This window comes from Microvirga calopogonii, from assembly GCF_003347665.1.
In the GTDB taxonomy this organism is placed as follows: domain Bacteria; phylum Pseudomonadota; class Alphaproteobacteria; order Rhizobiales; family Beijerinckiaceae; genus Microvirga; species Microvirga calopogonii.
On the sequence record NZ_QDGA01000003.1, the window covers coordinates 271,957 to 289,111 of the forward strand.

At 60.1% G+C, this 17,155-nt stretch carries 12 protein-coding genes; 6 read left to right on the plus strand and 6 right to left on the minus strand.

The annotated features are described in order from the left end of the window. Window positions 1-2: 2 nt before the first annotated feature. From DDF70_RS05635 to DDF70_RS05645, 3 genes are read left to right on the plus strand one after another with little or no spacing between them, the layout of a single operon-like run. Window positions 3-3,494, plus strand: a complete 3,492-nt coding sequence (locus DDF70_RS05635) for an SbcC/MukB-like Walker B domain-containing protein (RefSeq protein WP_114943874.1) — start codon at window positions 3-5, stop codon at window positions 3,492-3,494. A 1-nt stretch (window position 3,495) separates the two neighbouring features. Beyond that, window positions 3,496-4,668: a Wadjet anti-phage system protein JetD domain-containing protein gene (locus tag DDF70_RS05640; protein WP_114943875.1), complete on the plus strand. Its 1,173-nt coding sequence runs from the start codon at window positions 3,496-3,498 to the stop codon at window positions 4,666-4,668. Window positions 4,669-4,723: 55 nt separating this feature from the next. Next, on the plus strand, window positions 4,724-5,296 hold the full coding sequence (locus DDF70_RS05645) for a hypothetical protein (RefSeq protein WP_114943876.1): 573 nt from the start codon (window positions 4,724-4,726) through the stop codon (window positions 5,294-5,296). Between the two features lie 766 nt (window positions 5,297-6,062). On the opposite strand, the gene DDF70_RS05655 is transcribed toward DDF70_RS05645, so the two are convergent. The 5 genes from DDF70_RS05655 to DDF70_RS05675 form a co-directional block, all read right to left on the minus strand. Then, window positions 6,063-7,214 carry a potassium channel family protein gene (locus tag DDF70_RS05655; RefSeq protein WP_114943878.1) on the minus strand — a complete coding sequence of 384 codons (1,152 nt, stop codon included), beginning with the start codon at window positions 7,212-7,214 and terminating at the stop codon, window positions 6,063-6,065. A gap of 30 nt (window positions 7,215-7,244) precedes the next feature. Further along, complete coding sequence (locus tag DDF70_RS05660) at window positions 7,245-8,405, minus strand: SMP-30/gluconolactonase/LRE family protein (protein WP_114943904.1); 1,161 nt, start codon at window positions 8,403-8,405, stop codon at window positions 7,245-7,247. Window positions 8,406-8,497: 92 nt separating this feature from the next. Further along, on the minus strand, window positions 8,498-9,097 hold the full coding sequence (locus DDF70_RS05665; protein ID WP_114943879.1) for a hypothetical protein: 600 nt from the start codon (window positions 9,095-9,097) through the stop codon (window positions 8,498-8,500). Window positions 9,098-9,115: 18 nt separating this feature from the next. Further along, entirely contained in the window at window positions 9,116-10,291 is a 1,176-nt protein-coding gene (locus DDF70_RS05670; RefSeq protein ID WP_114943880.1) for a zinc-dependent alcohol dehydrogenase, read from the minus strand. A 245-nt stretch (window positions 10,292-10,536) separates the two neighbouring features. Next, window positions 10,537-12,420 (minus strand): PAS domain S-box protein, encoded by a 1,884-nt coding sequence (locus tag DDF70_RS05675; protein ID WP_205772398.1) that lies wholly within the window; start codon window positions 12,418-12,420, stop codon window positions 10,537-10,539. A 493-nt stretch (window positions 12,421-12,913) separates the two neighbouring features. Here DDF70_RS05675 and DDF70_RS05680 point away from each other — a divergent pair, with 493 nt between their 5' ends. Together DDF70_RS05680 and DDF70_RS05685 are read left to right on the plus strand one after the other, a co-directional pair. Beyond that, entirely contained in the window at window positions 12,914-13,516 is a 603-nt protein-coding gene (locus tag DDF70_RS05680) for an SRPBCC family protein (protein WP_162820229.1), read from the plus strand. Window positions 13,517-13,530: 14 nt separating this feature from the next. After that, window positions 13,531-14,700: a zinc-dependent alcohol dehydrogenase gene (locus DDF70_RS05685; protein WP_114943882.1), complete on the plus strand. Its 1,170-nt coding sequence runs from the start codon at window positions 13,531-13,533 to the stop codon at window positions 14,698-14,700. A 1,232-nt stretch (window positions 14,701-15,932) separates the two neighbouring features. Here the strand turns inward: DDF70_RS05685 and DDF70_RS05695 are convergent. Further along, window positions 15,933-16,511 carry a TetR/AcrR family transcriptional regulator gene (locus DDF70_RS05695; RefSeq protein ID WP_114943884.1) on the minus strand — a complete coding sequence of 193 codons (579 nt, stop codon included), beginning with the start codon at window positions 16,509-16,511 and terminating at the stop codon, window positions 15,933-15,935. A gap of 144 nt (window positions 16,512-16,655) precedes the next feature. On the opposite strand from DDF70_RS05695, the gene DDF70_RS05700 reads away from it, so the two are divergent. Next, window positions 16,656-17,155, plus strand: a 500-nt coding sequence (locus DDF70_RS05700; RefSeq protein ID WP_114943885.1) for an oxygen-binding di-iron domain-containing protein, incomplete at its 3' end; no start/stop codon positions are given.

A 17,155-nucleotide genomic window follows, 5' to 3' on the forward strand; every position in this document is an offset into this window, starting at 1 on the left:
ATATGCATCTCAACAACATTGGCCTGATCAACTGGCACCTGTTCCCATTAACTGACATCCCGGTTTCAGGTGACGTAATCGGTGTGTCCGGCGAGAACAAGTCTGGGAAAAGCACCATCTTGGATGCCATCCAGGTCGTGATGACCGGTTGCGATGAGTCGAAGATGAAGTTCAACCGAATGGCTTCGCAGAAGGGCACTGACAGGCAACACAGACGCAGCGCGCACTCCTACTGCCTCGGCCGACTCTCAGTCACCGATACGATCCGCAGCAAAGCAATCACATACCTCATGCTGAGCTTTGGGGATCCGAAGCGTGTAAAGCCTCCTGTTACCATTGGGGTCGGCCTTGAGGCGGAGGAGTCCGAGAACACCGTTCATGTGGCGGTGCGCTTCATCGCGAAAGGCGTCGCATTGACGACTTCAGATTTCGTGGCCAAGGGAGATGGGGGAAGGGATATCGTCAAGCCTTGGTCCGAATGCGGCCAGAAGATCCAGCGCATTACCGAAGAGGCGGGTGGAAGCCTTATCGAGTTTAAGGACCGGGATAGAGCAGGGGACTACGTCAGAGAGTACATGCATGTCCTGTTCCCCCGCGGCAGAACCTCGTCGCAGACGCAGTTCGTGAAGACATTCATCAACGCCGTTACGTTGATGAAGATGGATTCAGCGAACGACTTTGTCCGCGAGTACCTGCTTGAGAAGGACCCTATCAAAGTCACATCGCTCCGGGAGTCCATCAAACTTTATCGGGAAGCCGCGGAGATGGTGGAGCGCCTCGGGATTAACCTCAACAACCTCCGCGACCTCCTCGGCACCCTTAATGAGCTCCAGGAGCTGGAGTTTACAGAAGCGCGTGAGAAGTGGATCGAGCTGCGGGCGCGCCTTGCTGCTGCGCTCAGTCACTATCGGGCCCAGCGACGCAAGCGCACCGAGAAACAGGCAGCACTTGAGAATGCGACCCGTGAACTCACGCAGTGCAGCAATGAAATCAAACGCTTCGAGGAAGAGATTGTAGAACTGGAGCAACGGCGGCGTGAGAGACTTTCCGAGGAGCGTCAAGCCCGGCTCAAATCTGAGATCCACGCCCTTGATGTCGATTACAAGGCTACTGTCAGCCCTGTTAGCGGACTCAGTGCCGATGCAGCAACGGCACTCGTGAAGGGCCTAGAGGGCTTTGCTGTGCTCCAGCAAGATGGCGTGGACAAGATTCCTGACCTTGTCAAGGAGGCATTAGACCTCTTGCCGAAGCGTGGTGAGATGAAGCCTTCTTCATTTCCCGAGAAGATGGATATCCTGATCTCCGCTATAGAAACAGCACTCGACGTAGCCGAGCGTGTGCTCGCAAGAAAGCAAGAAGAAGCATCCGTTCGAACCGTCCGAGCAAAGGAAGAGCGCGAGACACTGCAGCGGCAGATCGAGGCCTCTCGTACTGGACGACTTGCCGTCGATCCAAATGTAGAGGCTATGGTCAATCGCCTCGCCGCGGAGGGCATGAAACCTCGCGTTTTGGCTGAAATGGTCGAGGTTACCGAGGAGAGATGGGCTGAAGCAGCGGAGGCCTATCTCGGGATCGATCGGGAAACAATCTTCGTCGATCCGGAGCACAATCGAGCCGCTACCGACATCCTTTCTAAGGAGAGATCGCAGTATCGTCGTGTGAGGATCGCCAACACACGTAAGCTTAAGGATATGCCAGATCGGGCGGACCAGGGTACGCTGGCAGCTGTGATGCAATCGGATGATCCGCTGGCTAGAGCTTTTCTCGTCTACCGAGCAGGTCGTATCAACCTCGCCAAGAGCAGGTCAGACCTTGATCGCTCTGGTCGGTGGATTATGGACGACGGTACTTATGACGATGGTGTTGTAATTGATGTCAAGGAACTCAGAGATGGCCGCAAGTTAGGAGCGAAGGCTCGACTGTCGTCTGCTCAAGAAGCGGCTGCAAAGCTGGAGAAGGTCAATGCCCATATCAATGGCATACTGAGCCGCGAACTCGAGTTCCTGAAAAAACTCGATGTAGCTGTGACGCAGTTCAGGGTGTGGTCCGAAGGGCTTACCCGTGGCGATGATGGCCACCCTGTGTTCTTCCGAGAGATTTCCGATAAGACGGCAAAGATCGACAAGCAACGCATGCTGCTCTCGGCTGAGATCTTGGAGTTGTCAAAGGCCGATGTCTCGGACATTGACGAGGAGTTGTCAGAGCTGAAGGGCGGCTTAAAGGCGTCAGTAGCAGAGCGGGACGAGTTGCAGAAACAGTCTTGGAGCCTTGAGCTAGAGATCAGACAAGCTTCCGATACAATCGGAGCCGGCAGCCGTACAATGGGATCAAAACAGCACGCGGAGGGCCAACTCCAAATTTTCCGGCGCGGCAGAAAGGACTATACAGTACCGGAATGCCTGAGGACATTTATCGAGCGTCGCAAGCACGTAAAGGGCCTAATTCCCCTCGCTGAGGATGCCGAGGAACGGAGCAAGAATGCTCATGATGAGGCGGTGGAACTGCGCACGGAGGGGCGTGATAAGGCTCGCGCCTGCATCACCGCCATGGGTGCCGAGGACCTCTTTGAGACGGCAAATCTGTTCACCGTCCTCCTTTCTAAGGTCCGCCCATGGGCCATAGAGCGCGTCCAGGAGATCGAGAACGAGACCCTGGTGCAGTACCAGCAAGAGCTAAACGATGCCCGTGCTAGGACTAATGACATCTTTAGAAATAGCTTCGTGAACGAACTGGCGGCGCGTTTCGCCAAGGTGCGGAGCGAGCTGATGGATGTCCGCGACGTCTTGAAGAAATATACTCTCCTTGAAGAAGTCTACGATATCAAGGCAGCCTGGGCCCCCGGTTACGAACCCTTCCACCGGATCGTTGAGCGACAGCGTGAGCTAGAGCGCACCAACCAACCCCTGTTCAAAGGAGAGGTCGACAGCGACGATAAGATGGCTGAGGATCTGAAGATCGTGGAAGCCGTGCTTCTCGCGGACAATGTCGATATCGCTGCCTTCGAAGACTATACGCGCTATTTCGTTTTCGAGATCGAGATCAAAAACCAGAACACAGGACGCGTCGTCACCTGGTCGCAACGTAAATACACCGGATCTGGAGCCGAATTGCAGACGCCGTACTACGTGACGCTGCTGGCTGCATTGTCATCTGTGTACTATGGGGGCGCTCGATCCCGCCTCGGTGAGGATGAGGGGGGCCTATGCCTTGCCGTGTTCGACGAGGCATTTTCGAACATGGACGAGAAGGTTAGGCTTCAGGTCGTACAGTTCTGCCTTGAGCTTGGATTACAACTCCTGATCTGCGGTCCCGATGGGGGACGTCGTTCCATGGAACGCTACGCCCATAGTATCGTCGATATCTGGAAATCTGGAGATCAGTCATTCGCGAAGGTGGATATGATCAAGCAGCGTACGCGCGACGAACTCGCCGCTATTGACCCGTCCCGCTACAGCCGCGAACAAGTAGAGAGTCTGCTCTCGGCAGCCGAGTAGCATGGGCAGGAAGTTTACAACGGCCCAAGCCGCTCTGCACGACCTCTTGGATAGGCTTGAAGCAAATCCTGCGGCCAAGCGACTCCTCGTGAAGATTGATCGTTCCACTTTTCCGACGACTCGGGAAGCGGACGAGTTCGAGCAGGGACTGAAGAAAGCCGCGGAGGCAGGCACTGTAGCCTTGAAATTCGGGGTTCGACGTGACCGCGGGACGATCAGTCACGCGACGCTCCTGGATTCACCCGCCCTCTACCGCCATCTAGATCGGAAGCCTAGTACCGACCGTGTCCGCGAGACTCTGGATAGCTACAAGCAGGTCAGTCGGCCGGAATGGCAGATTAAACTCATCTCGGAAGTAGAGAGCACATGGTCCCGAAACCGTGCTTGGTACGGTATCTCTGTTGGCAATATGTCGATGATCGACGCGCTACTTAACATGGCTGATGCCATAAGCCGGGGAGACCATGAGAACCTGGACTACCGGACATTCTCGCGGCGTATCGGCGGAGCGAGCAAGATTGTCGAGCGATATGAGGTTGCCCTCCTGAGGGCTATCTCCTTCGTCATGGAAGTCCCTTCGGGGAAGCCAAGGGAGGCGCTCTCGGCCATAGGTCTAGATAAGGTGTCGGTCCCATTCCATGTCTCGGGGCCCGTCGCGTTGGACGACGTCCCTGTTCCTCTAACAGTCCCATACATAGCAATTCCACACCAGGCGGCTGGGACCCTGTCTCTGTCGCGCCGTCCGAGGGCCGTTCTCACAATTGAAAACTTCGTGTCGTTTCATCGTCACGCCACTGAGGCGAACCGCGATGCTAATGACCTCGTCATCTACACCGGAGGTCAGCCCTCGCTCGGTTTCAGGAAGTCTATGGCCGTATTACTGCCGCAGATTCCCATGGAGGTCCCACGGTTCCACTGGTCAGACATCGATGCTGGGGGGATCGAGATTTTCAAAACGATGGAACGGATCATCCCGGGACTCAAGCCACACCTGATGTCCCGCGACCTCGCCGAGACGCGGGGAACTCGGTCGGATAGGCCTATTATGCGAGCAGGCTCATCTCCTGGAAGTGCTATCGAGAGTCTGGCGGAGTACCTGTCATGTGAGCGGCCATTCACGCTGGAGCAGGAGGAACTGGATCCCGAGCCTCCAGATCTGACCTGGAGCCACTGATCAACCGCTTAAAGGTATCGAGAGGCGGTATGAGAAGCCTTGGGCTGACTTCGATATGCAACTGACACGCCGTGCTTTGTATGATCCTTTCTGGAGCAAGCCGGTGACGAAGGTCGCAGCTGAGTTTCAGATCTCTGATGTCGGTCCAGGCAAGATCTGTGACCGGCATCGCGTTCCCACTCCGCCTCGCGGATATTGGGCAAAAATCGAGGTCGGATCGAAGGTCAAGCAGGCACTGTTTGTGGAGGTAAATGATCCAGGTCTCGATCGGATTGAGATCATCGGTAGTCTCACACAACTTCCAGAGCCTGTCCGTGAACTTGTCATGCGCCATAAAGCGGAACGCGCAGAGCGTAAAACCGCAGAGCGCAAAGTCTTCACACCACACTTGGAGCCGTTCCCCGAAAAAAATCTACGGGTGACATTCACCCAACTATTCGTCCAACTGCGAAGGCGTTACGTAGCCGCTCTGCACAGGATGACGATGTCGTGCGAGCTTTTGGCGAAGGGTTATGCGGCATTGAAGTCGGTATCCAGTCCATCGAGAGAGCAAATGCAATCCTCGACACTCTTGCAGGTTCTCGTGCTGAGAAGGGCCGGCAGATTGAGCCGACCGAGGCTGCGCTAGCCGAGGAGGCGAGACGTCAACAGAGGCGGGAGCGGTACTGGCGTGGTGAAATTTCAGGGGACTATGCGTTCCACAAGAAGTCATATCCCGAGAAAGATACTGTTCGGACAGGACAGTTGTTTCTTCAAATCGATGGTTATGGAGCTAACGAAACGCGAAAATCTCGGACTCCGAATCCTCGTACTCAGACCCGAAATTGATGAAACCAGCTTCGGAGTTGGTGAGAAGGAAGAATCGGAACTGAGAATTTCGACTGAAAATCGACTGCGCCGAATGCGGAATTGCCCAGAAAATAAGGGATGAGTTCCCAGCCATTTTCGATTCATTTCGATCGAACTCGATTCAGGTTAGTTGCTGCCTCAGTTCAAAGCGTTTCAGCTTACCCAACGGCTCATGGATTGTCTTCAATCGCGTGACAGATCTCGTGTTTTCTATTGCGTTTGTGTCTCGTTCGGCTTGCTTGCCGAACCTGATTTGCGGCCGGTGGAGAAACATTCGAAGCAACAAGTCATCGGCGCCGCTTCGTCAGACGTACCAAGGCCCTTTTCCGGAAATTTCCAGTATTCCGATCATTGTCTGGGTGAGGCGAAAGAGCAGATGGTTAGGGAAATGGCCACGGCAACAGCGGGATCTGTCCCGAAGTGCGCATCCAGTGTTGCCATTGTCATGCGGGCGCCGGGCTTTCGGTGTGTCTCGCGAAAGAACCCAAGGATCTCGCAGGCCGTCTCGCTGAGTGGCATTCTTGCCCCCATCGGATCAGCTCCCGCTATTCGGCCACGTGGAGGCGGAGCCCGGGTTCGTTCAGGCGGTCCTTCGATCCTAAACGGCTCATTGCGGCATCGATCTCCTCCATTCTGTAAGCCATGGAGGGGGCCAGGTTTGTGATGTGATGGTCCCATTGCATTCGGCAGGCGATGTAGGCCTCGGCACCGGCCTGCCCGTCAGCCGTGATCTCGATCCCCGCCTGCTGAAGGCGAAACAGGGCAGCGCGGTAGCGTGCTCGCCAGCGGTCTCGGGTCTGCTGGTCCGGTTGAGCCTCCCGTTCCGGGGCCCCATGAGGGAGAAAGGTGTTCTCCAAGGTGATGACCAGCATCATTGATGCTTCCCACAGCTGCGCGACGGCTCCCGCCTCCTTCAGCCAGCGGTCCTTCTGATCATCCAAGGCGCTCTTGATCAGGCTCACCGTGTCCAGGGCGACCAGCGTGGAACGGGACACCGAGTGGTATGGGTCGCTGAAGCGGAAATAGAACAGCACCGGGTAGAAGTGGTGTGCCTCCTTGGCTTGGGTCATCTCGACAGCGATTTCCGACAGGTTCGTGTAGCCGCCACTGAACTGCCCCTGAGGTCCGAGACGTGCCAGCAACTCGGCGGCATCTCCTGTGCACCCTGAGAGGAAATGAAGGTTCATGGCCAGCACGTTGCGCCGCTGGAGCGCTGTATAGACCTGCATCAGATAGGTCAGCGTCAGCGACATCACCGACATGCCGATCAGCGAGTTGAACAGGAAGAGCAGCCGCATCGGGCTCGTGTGTGGTGTGAAATCACTTGCCCCGACAATCGCCATGCTGGTTCCCCCGGCATACATCGCGGTGACGAAGTCGGTGGGCGTCTCGCCGTTGGTGGCGCGGATGGACGTGCCGAGTTCCGGGTGCATGATCAATGCCGCCCCGAGCGTCAGCCCGAGAGCCCAGACCCCAACCAGCAGCACGAGGATGACCGGACCGCAGAAGGACAGAGCCGCGCCCCGTCTGGAGCCGAAAACCGTCGAGGCATTGACGGCAAAGGACCAGACCAAGTGCCCGACCCTGGATCCGATAATGCTGGTGCCGATCCGGGCGTAGAGCACGGTCAGGAAAATATCGAGCAAGATGATCAGGATCAGCAGTATCCCAAGGCCCTGCTCCAGTCGCCCTATCATGGCAGGCCTCCTGTCATCCCAACTGCTCGGTCAGGGGCGCTGGGGCTGTCCGGTCGAGCCGGTGGCCTCCCCGTTCTGTCCGGGCTCGATGCGCCACAGCTGCGTCTCAAGGCGCGGACCGCTCTCCGGTTTGAACCAGCTCATGTCCTGAATGCGAGAGCTGGTGATGTAGATCGTCCCGTCGGGTCCCTCCGAGAATGTATCGGGCCAGCGCAGCCGCTTGTCCTGGACAAGGGTGGTGATGCGATCCCCATCGCGGACCTTCACGGCATCCTGCTCAATCGCGCTCAGATAAAGCCGCCCGCGCCCATCGATCCAAAGCCCGTCCGTCGGCTCGGTCCCGGCGACACGCTCCACACGAGCTTCGAGATCCTTCTCGGACAGACGCGAGTTCTCCAAGGCATCCGTCGAGACGCGATAGAGCGTCCGCCCTGTAAGGGCTTTCCAATAGAGCGTGCGCCCATCAGGAGAGAGCGCGATGCTGTCAGCGGCAAATTCGACCCCGCGCCCGTCGGGCCGACGCAACTCCTGCCCATCGGTCTTCACCACCACATCCTTTTCCGGCTGGGTGCTCGGGTGGCCGTCAAGGACGCGTCGAGCCTTGCCGTTCTGCAGATCCACAACGACGAGTGCACCCTTGGCCCCGGCATCGGTCAGATAGGCATGCCGCCCATCCGGCGAAAACCGCACATCGTTCAGGTAGCTGCCCTGCGGGGCGACCGTCTCGTCGAACCGGATCACCTGCGCGACCTTGTTCGACTTCAGATCGATCCTGACGAGCTTGGGCCCTCCCTGCACAACGGATGCTGTGGCTGGCGCGGCCGGATCGACGACCCAGAGATTGCCGTGCGCATCGGCCACGACGCTCTGGACGCACACGAAGTGGTCGCCGGCGGACACCTGGTTCTTCTTGGCATTGCGCCAGGAATTCCACTCGTCATCCGGGTAGGGTTTGACCTGGCCGTCGCGCGTCACCTCCGCCACCGAGATCGGTGCATCCTCCGTCCATCGCGGGAAGTTGACGAAGATGCGCCCGTCCTTTGACACGGTCACTCCGGTCACCTGATGTTCAAAACTGGCGACCTGCTGCAGTTGCGCCGGACCCTGAGATGGGGCTGCACTCTGCTGTGCCATGGATGTGGTGGCCAAGAGCGTTCCGAAAAGCAGGGTCACCGGTGTGAGCCTGGGCATGTTCGCCTCCATCATGCGGCAATGATCGTGTGGGATACGGCTGCCCCCTCGCAGCGTGAACGCCGCTCGAGCGCAGCCGTATCGTCGTTCGGTCAGTGAGGACGCGCCCTCTCTTGCGGGGCACGATCGGACACCGCTGCGAGGGGTGGAGCGGCACGCATGTCGGGCGGCACCTGGAAGTCCTTGGCGGCGCCTCGCGCGGCCTGGACACCCTGCGGGAAGCCCGTCCGATTTCGGTAGGAGCGTGGCCGGCCACCGGGGCGGCTGTGGCGGGCCGTGACCGCCTGCGCGCCGATGATGTCGAGCAGCGTCACTCCCAGCACCGCCGCAAGAGCAATCTTGGCATTGTCGCGCTTCGGATTATCATGCCGCATGGCCGTCATCAGGGTGGCGATGTCGAGTCCGTCTCCGGCGACGCGACTCCACAATCCGACGTGCTTGTCGGGCGAGAGCGAGACGATGCCATGCCCAAGTTCGCGAACGCCATAGGCCCGGACGAGGCCTTCCTTGCCCTCCATGCCAAGAGCCCGGGTGAAGCGCTCCGGCGCGATCAGCTCCGCTAAGCCCAGGCCGATGCTGTACCAGCCCAACGCTTTGGCCAATCGGTCGGCCCCGCCCAGCGAGCTGGGGCCGGAGCGGAGGACCTTCGGGTCGCCCTTGGACCGGGCGATGTTCGAGATGTAATAAGCCATGTCTTCTCTCCCGGTTCTTTAGGGCTTCAAAACAACCTTGATGCAGCTGTCCTGCTTGTCGCGGAACACCTTGTACATCTCGGGTCCCTCATCGAGGCTGACCGTGTGGGTGATGACAAACGATGGATCGATCTGCCCCTCCTCGATGCGGCGCAGAAGGTCATCGGTCCAACGGTTGACGTGCGTTTGCCCGGTGCGAAGGGTCAGCCCCTTGTTCATCAGCTGACCCATCGGGATCTTGTCGACCAACCCGCCATAGACACCGGGGATCGAAATCACCCCGGCCGGGCGGCAGACGTAGATCATCTCACGAAGGACGTGCGGCCGGTCGCTTTCGGCTCCCAGCATCTGCTTGGTGCGGTCGTAGACCGTATCCGGCATGGAGGGCGAGACATGGGCTTCCATCCCGATGGCGTCGATGCACTTTTCCGGACCCTCGCCACCCGTGAGCTCGTTCAGACGCTCGATCACGCTCTCTTCATCGAAGTTGATGGTGATGGCGCCGCCGGCTTCCGCCATTTCCAGGCGCTCCGGCAAATGATCGATGGCGATCACCTGCTTGGCACCAAGCAGAATGGCGCTGCGGATCGCCATCTGACCGACGGGACCGCAACCCCAGATCGCCACTGTGTCCGTCGGCTGGATGTCGCACTGGACCGCCGCCTGCCAGCCGGTCGGGAAGATGTCACCGAGGAAGAGAACCTTCTCGTCCGGGATCCCATCCGGCACCTTGATGTGGGTCGCATCGGCGAACGGAACGCGCAGATACTCGGCCTGCCCGCCAGGATAGCCGCCGGTCAGATGCGTGTAGCCGAACAGGCCCGCCGTCGCGTGACCGAAGACCTTGTCGGCGAGATCCTTCTTGCGGTTGCTCCGCTGACAGACCGAGAAGTTGCCGCGCTTGCACTGATCGCACTCGCCGCAGATGATCGTGAACGGGACAACGACGCGGTCGCCCTTCTTGAGCTTGCCCCTCGCTTCGGGCCCGACCTCAACGACCTCTCCCATCATCTCGTGCCCCATGACATCACCGGGCAGCATGGCTGGAATGAAATTATGGAACAGATGAAGATCCGAGCCGCAGATGGCGCAACTCGTCACCTTGATGATGGCGTCGCGCGGTTGCTCGATCTCGGGGTCAGTGACGGTGTCGCAGCGAATATCTTCCTTGCCATGCCAAACGAGGGCTCGCATGCCTTCCTCCTCCTCTTGTTCAACGAAGATGCAGAGGCTTCCGCGTCCGCAACTCGTTACGGCACGGGCAGATCTCTGCGGGGATAGTCGTCAGGGCTCGTGGCCTTTTGAACGTCTGCGCTGAGGGGAAGTGCTGCGGATAATCCCTGAGGGACATTACGCTCCGTTTCGACGCGGCGCGGTTCTCCCGCGCTGCCGACCTCTAGCGAGAACAGCAATCTGAGCGGGACATTCCTGCTGGGCGGTCAGGTTTCGGGCTTGTCTGACACCTGAGGCACCTTCGGCCCCGGGCTGGGCGACTCGAACCCTGCGGAGGTTGCGACCAGCACGGCTTGAGACAGGGTCTGTACGCCAAGCCGCTGCATGACGTGAGCCCGATGGGTCTCTACCGTCCGAGGGCTGAGGCCGATGTCCCGTCCAATTTCCTTGTTGGTCTTGCCGGCCAACAAGCCTGCCAGGACCTCGCGCTCGCGTTCCGACATTTCGGCAATCCGACGCCGCCCCCGCTCTGCCTCCTGGTTCTGCTCATCCTCCTCATGGGTGCTGGCCAAGGCCGACGCCACTGCGGCCAGAAGCTGGTCCGAGTCATACGGGACCGGCAGGAAGTCCACGGCTCCAGCCTTCATGACCTGCACCCCAAAGGTCACGTCGCCGTTGGCGTCGCCCAGAACAATGACCGGCAGGCCGATGCGCCGGGCCTTGAGCTCCCTCGGAATGACCAGACCACCAGCGCCAGACCGGCAAATGTCGAGAACGACGCAACCAGCCGCGAGAGCCGGAGCCGCCTCCAGGAAGGATTTGCCGGACGAAAAGACTCTGACCCTGTAGCCGGCCTCGCGAAGTAAATGGGAGAGACCTCGGTGGGTGGCCTCTTCGTCATCGACCACATACACGAAACGCCCGTCTTGTCGGGTGATGTCCTGGGCAATGCCACCGGCTCGACGGATCTGGCCCTGCGCGTCGCGAATGGGGAAAAAGGTGTTCCGGATCCAACGCACGACCCCATCCTGCCGGATGATGCGAAACTCCTCGGTGCTGATTTCGCCTAGTCTGACGTGTTCAAGCGCGCCTCGCGCGCGTTCTCGATCATCCGGATAGAGGATGCGGTTCCAACGGCTGGGATCGCCGAGCACTCCCTCCCGCGGCTCGCCCCAAATGGATTCGAAAGCTGGGCTCAGGTAGTCGAGGTTCATCGTCTTGAAGTTCAGGATCCAAAGCGTGCTGCTGGAGTTCTCGGCGAACTGCCGGAAGCGCTCCTCGCTCTCACGCAGGGCTGCTTCGGCCCGCTTGCGTGTTGTTATCTCAAGGGCAGCTCCAGTGAACCCCACCGGCTGGCCATTCTCGAAGGTGGTCTGGCCATGGGTGGAGATCCAGCGCTCGATTCCATCCTCAATCCCGATGACGCGATAGTCAGCGTGGTAGACACCATCCCCTGTGGGATCGACACAACTGGCGAGAGCAGTTTCGACCTGAGTTCGGTCCTCAGGATGAATGCCAGACATCCATACATCCAGGGAGACGGGCGCTTCCGGAGACAGGCCCCACATGGCCTTCAGGCGAGCATCCCAGTCCAGCGCCCCGGTTGCCGGGTCCCACGTGTAGGGTGAGACATCGACGAGATCGATGGCGGCCTGGAGACGCGCCTTGCTTCGGCGCAGGGCAGTCTCGGCGCGGACACGCTCGGTGGTCTCATGGACAGTGCATAGGATCCCGCCAACCCCGCCCGTCTCATCCCCAATGGGGCTGTAGGAGAACGAGAACCATGTTGCCTCGGGATGACCTCTGCGCATGAGCGTCAGCGGCAGGTCCTCGAAGTAGCTGGCCTCGCCGTGCATGGCCCGATTGGTGATGGGACCGATGGTGTCCCATACCTCCGACCAGACCTCGGGGAACGGCCGCCCGATGCCGTTCGGCTTATCACCCATGATTGGAATGTAGGCATCGTTGTAGAAGCTCGTCAGTTCCGGCCCCCAGGCCAGGTAGGTCGGGAAGGCGGAGTTCAGCATGATGCTCAACGCGGTGCGCAGCGACTGCGGCCAAGTCTCTGCTGGCCCGAGGGGCGTGGCAGCCCAGTCATGGGTTCGTACGTGTTCACCCATGATACCGCCGCCGGGAATAGCTTCCGCCACGCTCATCTCCATTCTTCCTCGAAATACGTCATGAGCGGCCTTCCCGACGAAACTTAACGTTTGCGAGGGCGGCTTCCCAAAACGGGACCACGGCTGCGCGTCTTCCTTGGCCAATCCTGCCGCACCTGACCGCATTGGCTGCTTTGTGACGTAAGTGCGGGCTGATGGAGGCCAGCCCACATTGATTGGTTTGCAGCCACGTATCTTCCCTCAGGAATCGACCGGTGTGCGTATAGGTCCTTACGATTGTTACCCTCCACGAGTTCCGCAGAACGACGATTGTTAGCGTCAGCCCATCCGATTTCATCGGGCGGGGCGCTAACGAAGTCCCTCAACGCCACCGAGGTGTGCCATGACGGACCAACACGATGGACGGCCCCAACGGGATCGTGGCCAAAGTGCGGCTCGCCCTCAAGCAACGGGCGCCGCGCAGTCCTGGTCGGGTGAACGGCAGTGGCGACAGGATGCTCGCGGGCGCAGTTCGAGCCTTGGCATGGTTGGACTTGCCCTCGCGGCCGCTGCCGGCGTGGCCGCCATCGGTCTGATCGACGCCCAAATGCGCGACACCGGGCGCCGGACCAAAACAGGTCCGAACCGGCGATCGGCTGCGGGGCACGAGCCGGAGGTCGAGCGCTCGATTACGATCGAGGACGTTCCCGCGGACGAACTTTACCGTCGCTGGCGCGATCCGGAAACCATGAGGCGGATCATGGCGCCCTTTGCCGACGTCCAGTCCACGGGTGACGGGCAGACACGCTGGAGCGCCGGATCCAATCTTGGCTCCTGGGACATGCGCTTGGCTGATGACCGGCCGGGCGAGTTCATGCGCTGGGAGGCACAAGGCGGGGCCGCTCTGATCCGGGAAGCGTCCGTGCGCTTCCGTCCCGCTGCGGGCAACCGCGGCACGGTAGTGGTCCTGCGCGCCAGCCTCGATCCGCCCGGTGGCATGCTCGGCCGGATCGCCACCCAGATTCTGGGCAATACGGTGCCGGCCGCGCTTGCGAGCAAGTCGCTGCACTACTTCAAGGCCCTCGTCCAAACCGGCGAGATCCCGACCACCGAGCGCCAGCCGGCGGCTCGGCCCGACCCTCGCTGACGAGGAGGCTTCTCATGCGTGCGCTCATCTGGAACGGCGTCAACGATCTGCGTGTCGAGACCGTCAAGGATCCCGAGATCGTCAATCCGCATGACTGTGTCCTGCGGGTCACCATGTCGACCACCTGCGGCTCGGACCTGCACTTCATCGACGGCTATATCCCGACCATGAAGGCCGGTGACGTGATCGGTCACGAGTTCATGGGCGTGGTCGAGGACGTCGGGCCCGAAGTGAAGAAGGTCAAGAAGGGGGATCGGGTCGTGGTGCCGTCCTTCATCACCTGCGGCCAGTGCTGGTACTGCAAGAACAAACTTTATTCGCTGTGCGACAACACCCATCCCAAGCCCGAGCTGCAGGAGCCCATCTTCGGCTATCCGACCGCCGGCATCTACGGCTATACCCACGCGTTCGGCGGCTACGCCGGAGCGCACGCCCAGTATGTGCGCGTGCCGTTTGCCGACAATGATTGCTTCAAGGTGCCGGATGGTCTGCCGGACGAGCAGGTGCTGTTTCTCTCCGATGCTGCCCCGACCGGCTACATGGGAGCGGATTTCTGCAACATTCAGCGCGGCGACGTCGTGGCTGTGTGGGGCTGCGGCGGCGTCGGCCTGATGGCCCAGAGGAGCGCCTTCCTGATGGGGGCCGAGCGGGTGATCGGGATCGACCGCTTGCCTGAGCGGCTGCAGATGGCCCGCGAGCATGTCGGCTCCGAGACCATCAACTACGAGGAGGTCGACAGCGTCCTGGAGGTGCTCAAGGAGATGACAGGCGGCCGGGGTCCCGATGCCTGCATCGACGCGGTCGGCATGGAGGCGCACGGCACCGGTCTGCAATACGCCTACGACCGCGCCAAGCAGCTCATGTACATGCACACGGATCGCGGCCAAGCGCTACGCGAGGCAATCCTGGCCTGCCGCAAAGGGGGAACACTTTCGATCCTGGGCGTCTACGGCGTGATGGACAAGTTTCCAATTGGGGCCATCATGAACAAGGGCCTGACGGTGCGCACGGCCCAGCAGCATGGGCAGGCTTACATGGACCGCCTGCTCGACCATGCCCAGAAGGGAGAGCTGAACCCATCGTTCCTGGCGACACATCGTTTCTCGCTCGAAGATGCACCGCGTGGCTACGCCATGTTCAAGCACAAGGAGGACGGTTGCGTCCGCTCTGTGTTCATTCCCTAGAACCGGAGCGATCCCCATTACAATATTCAGGGCGCTGGAATGATTGGGGACCCAGGACGCATGCTCCCGACCTTGTCATGTGCCCTGAGTACACGATGGACGAACTTCCACTGGGTGCCAGAGTTGAGCACAGCGGCACGGAGCCCTTGTACACTATCACCAAGTGCCACTCGGCTGACGTGGCATCAAGTCGGTGCGCTGTGTGCCGCGGTCGCCGCCTCAGGCAGAGATTGTGAATGCCCGCATGGGGTCAAACTGAGCCTTTAGATGTGACCTGATAGAGGGCAGCCCAACTTGTGACTGCGGAAGTTCGGCTTTCGTCTGCCCCGTGGCAGAAGGCGACCTTTGAGCTTCGGCAACTTGCATTCCATATCAATGAACAAGATCATGTTTTCCGAGCCTGCCATTGAGGAAGCCGACCCGAGAGAAACCCTCGTCCAGGTGCCTCTATCGCCAATCCTGGCCCGCTATGTTGACTTGGCTTCGATCCGGGCTTCGGCTCATCGCGACTGAGGACGCGAACGGCTTGGTCTTCGCCGCTTGCGCCGCCTTCTGCGCGCTGGTACCAACACACCTGGTCAGAATGCGGATGGATTGGCTCTCCTTCGGCGAATGGGGATTCGTCGTTCCACGCCACCCCGGCACATGGTGGAGCCGGACCCGTCCGAGGATGTGATCCAGCAACTGGTTAAAGCTGCGTGCCGGGCACCCGACAACCAGCATCTTAAGCCATCCCGTTTTTCGCAATCGCATCCGATGCAAGGGAGGCCTTGGCCCATGTGTTCGAAGTGGCCGAGCGGGAACTCGATCCGAACATCGGCGGCGAGAAGCTCGAACGGGTCCGCGAGAGGGCCTTTCATGCGCCGGTCCTGGTGGCTGTGATATCCCGCTTGCAGGACACCGACGAAGTCCCAAGATCGAGCAGTGTGCATCAGCCGGGGCTGCCCTGGGCTATGTGGTTTTGGCAACCGATCTCTTGGGTTATGGGGCAATGGCTGGAAGGGGCCGCAAGGTGGCGATGCAGGCCATGCGCCGTGCATTCAGTCTTACGGATAACGAAGAGCTTCTCTCTTACGGATAACGAAGAGCTTCTCTGCTTCGTCGGAATCGGGACACGCGTCAAGGACAAGCGAGCACCACCGGAACCAGACCCGGAAATCCTCCAGACCTGGCCTCGGGTCCCGTAGGAGCCAGGTTGGGCTTGATGTTCACGGCTGCGATATTGCGCTTGTTTAAGCCGCCTTAGCGCAATAGATCGCCTGGACCATGGCTCTAACCGCTGCGTCCTTATCGAGGTTGCTTTCTCGCGCCAGAGTCCGCCATGTGAAGAAGCTCAGGGCCAGCCTCAGCATTGTCTTCTGCATTATCGTCAGGTCCGCTCCAAGTACCTCCTGATAGGCGGCCATGAACGGGCCGTACCGCAACGCGGCGATCTCCTTCGTCAACGGATGGTACTCGGCATCCCGCAGCACGCAGGCGGCCAGATCGGCATTGCGTTCATACCAGCCATAAACCGCATCGAGGCCGACCCGGAGACGCTCGCGCGGATCCTCGATCGTGCGCCAGGCTGCGGCGTCGGGGAGGGGATCGCGCTCCAATGAGAGCCCTGAGCAGGCGAGGTAGAGGCTCCGTTCATAGGGAAAATGGGCGTAGAGCGTGTGCCGCTGAACGCCGGCTCGCTCAGCTATCATGCTGAGCGAGGTGAGAGCCGGACCGACAGTGCCGTGCAGGTCCACAGCCGCCTCGACGATCCTCTGCCGGGTCTCCGCCTGCTGTTCCGCACGCTTCTTGAGGGTGTAGGTCCGGGTCATGTGTGTTTCGGCACACCGCATGGTGCCGCCATATTGACCATCTGCCGATTTCACTGCACGCTATTGTACGTTCAAATGTGACTGCTGTCCACCGTGCCCAGTCCGGCCGGTGGCACCCACCAAGATGATCGCGTGGAGAAAGTCATGGGACCCAACATCAGCGAAATCGCCGACGGCATCTATCGGATTTCCGTGTTCGTGCCGGATATCGCCCCGCCGACCGGCTTCACCTTCAACCATTTCCTCGTGCGCGGCGACGAACCGCTCCTGTTCCACACGGGGCTGCGAAAGATGTTCCCGCTCGTGTCCGAAGCCGTGTCCCGGATCATGCCGGTTCAGGACCTGCGCTGGATCACGTTCGGCCATTACGAGGCCGACGAATGCGGCGCCATGAACGAATGGCTGGCTGCTGCCCCGGACGCTCAGGTGGCGCATGGGATGACGGGATGCCTGGTGTCGCTGAACGACATGTCGGATCGACCGCCACGGGTGGTGGCGAATGGCGAAGTGATCGACATCGGCGGCAAGCGGATCCGCTACATCGATACCCCGCACACCCCGCACGGGTGGGATGCCGGCGTGGTTTACGAGGAGTCGACCCAAACCTTGCTGTGCGGCGACCTCTTCACCCAGCTCGGCAATGG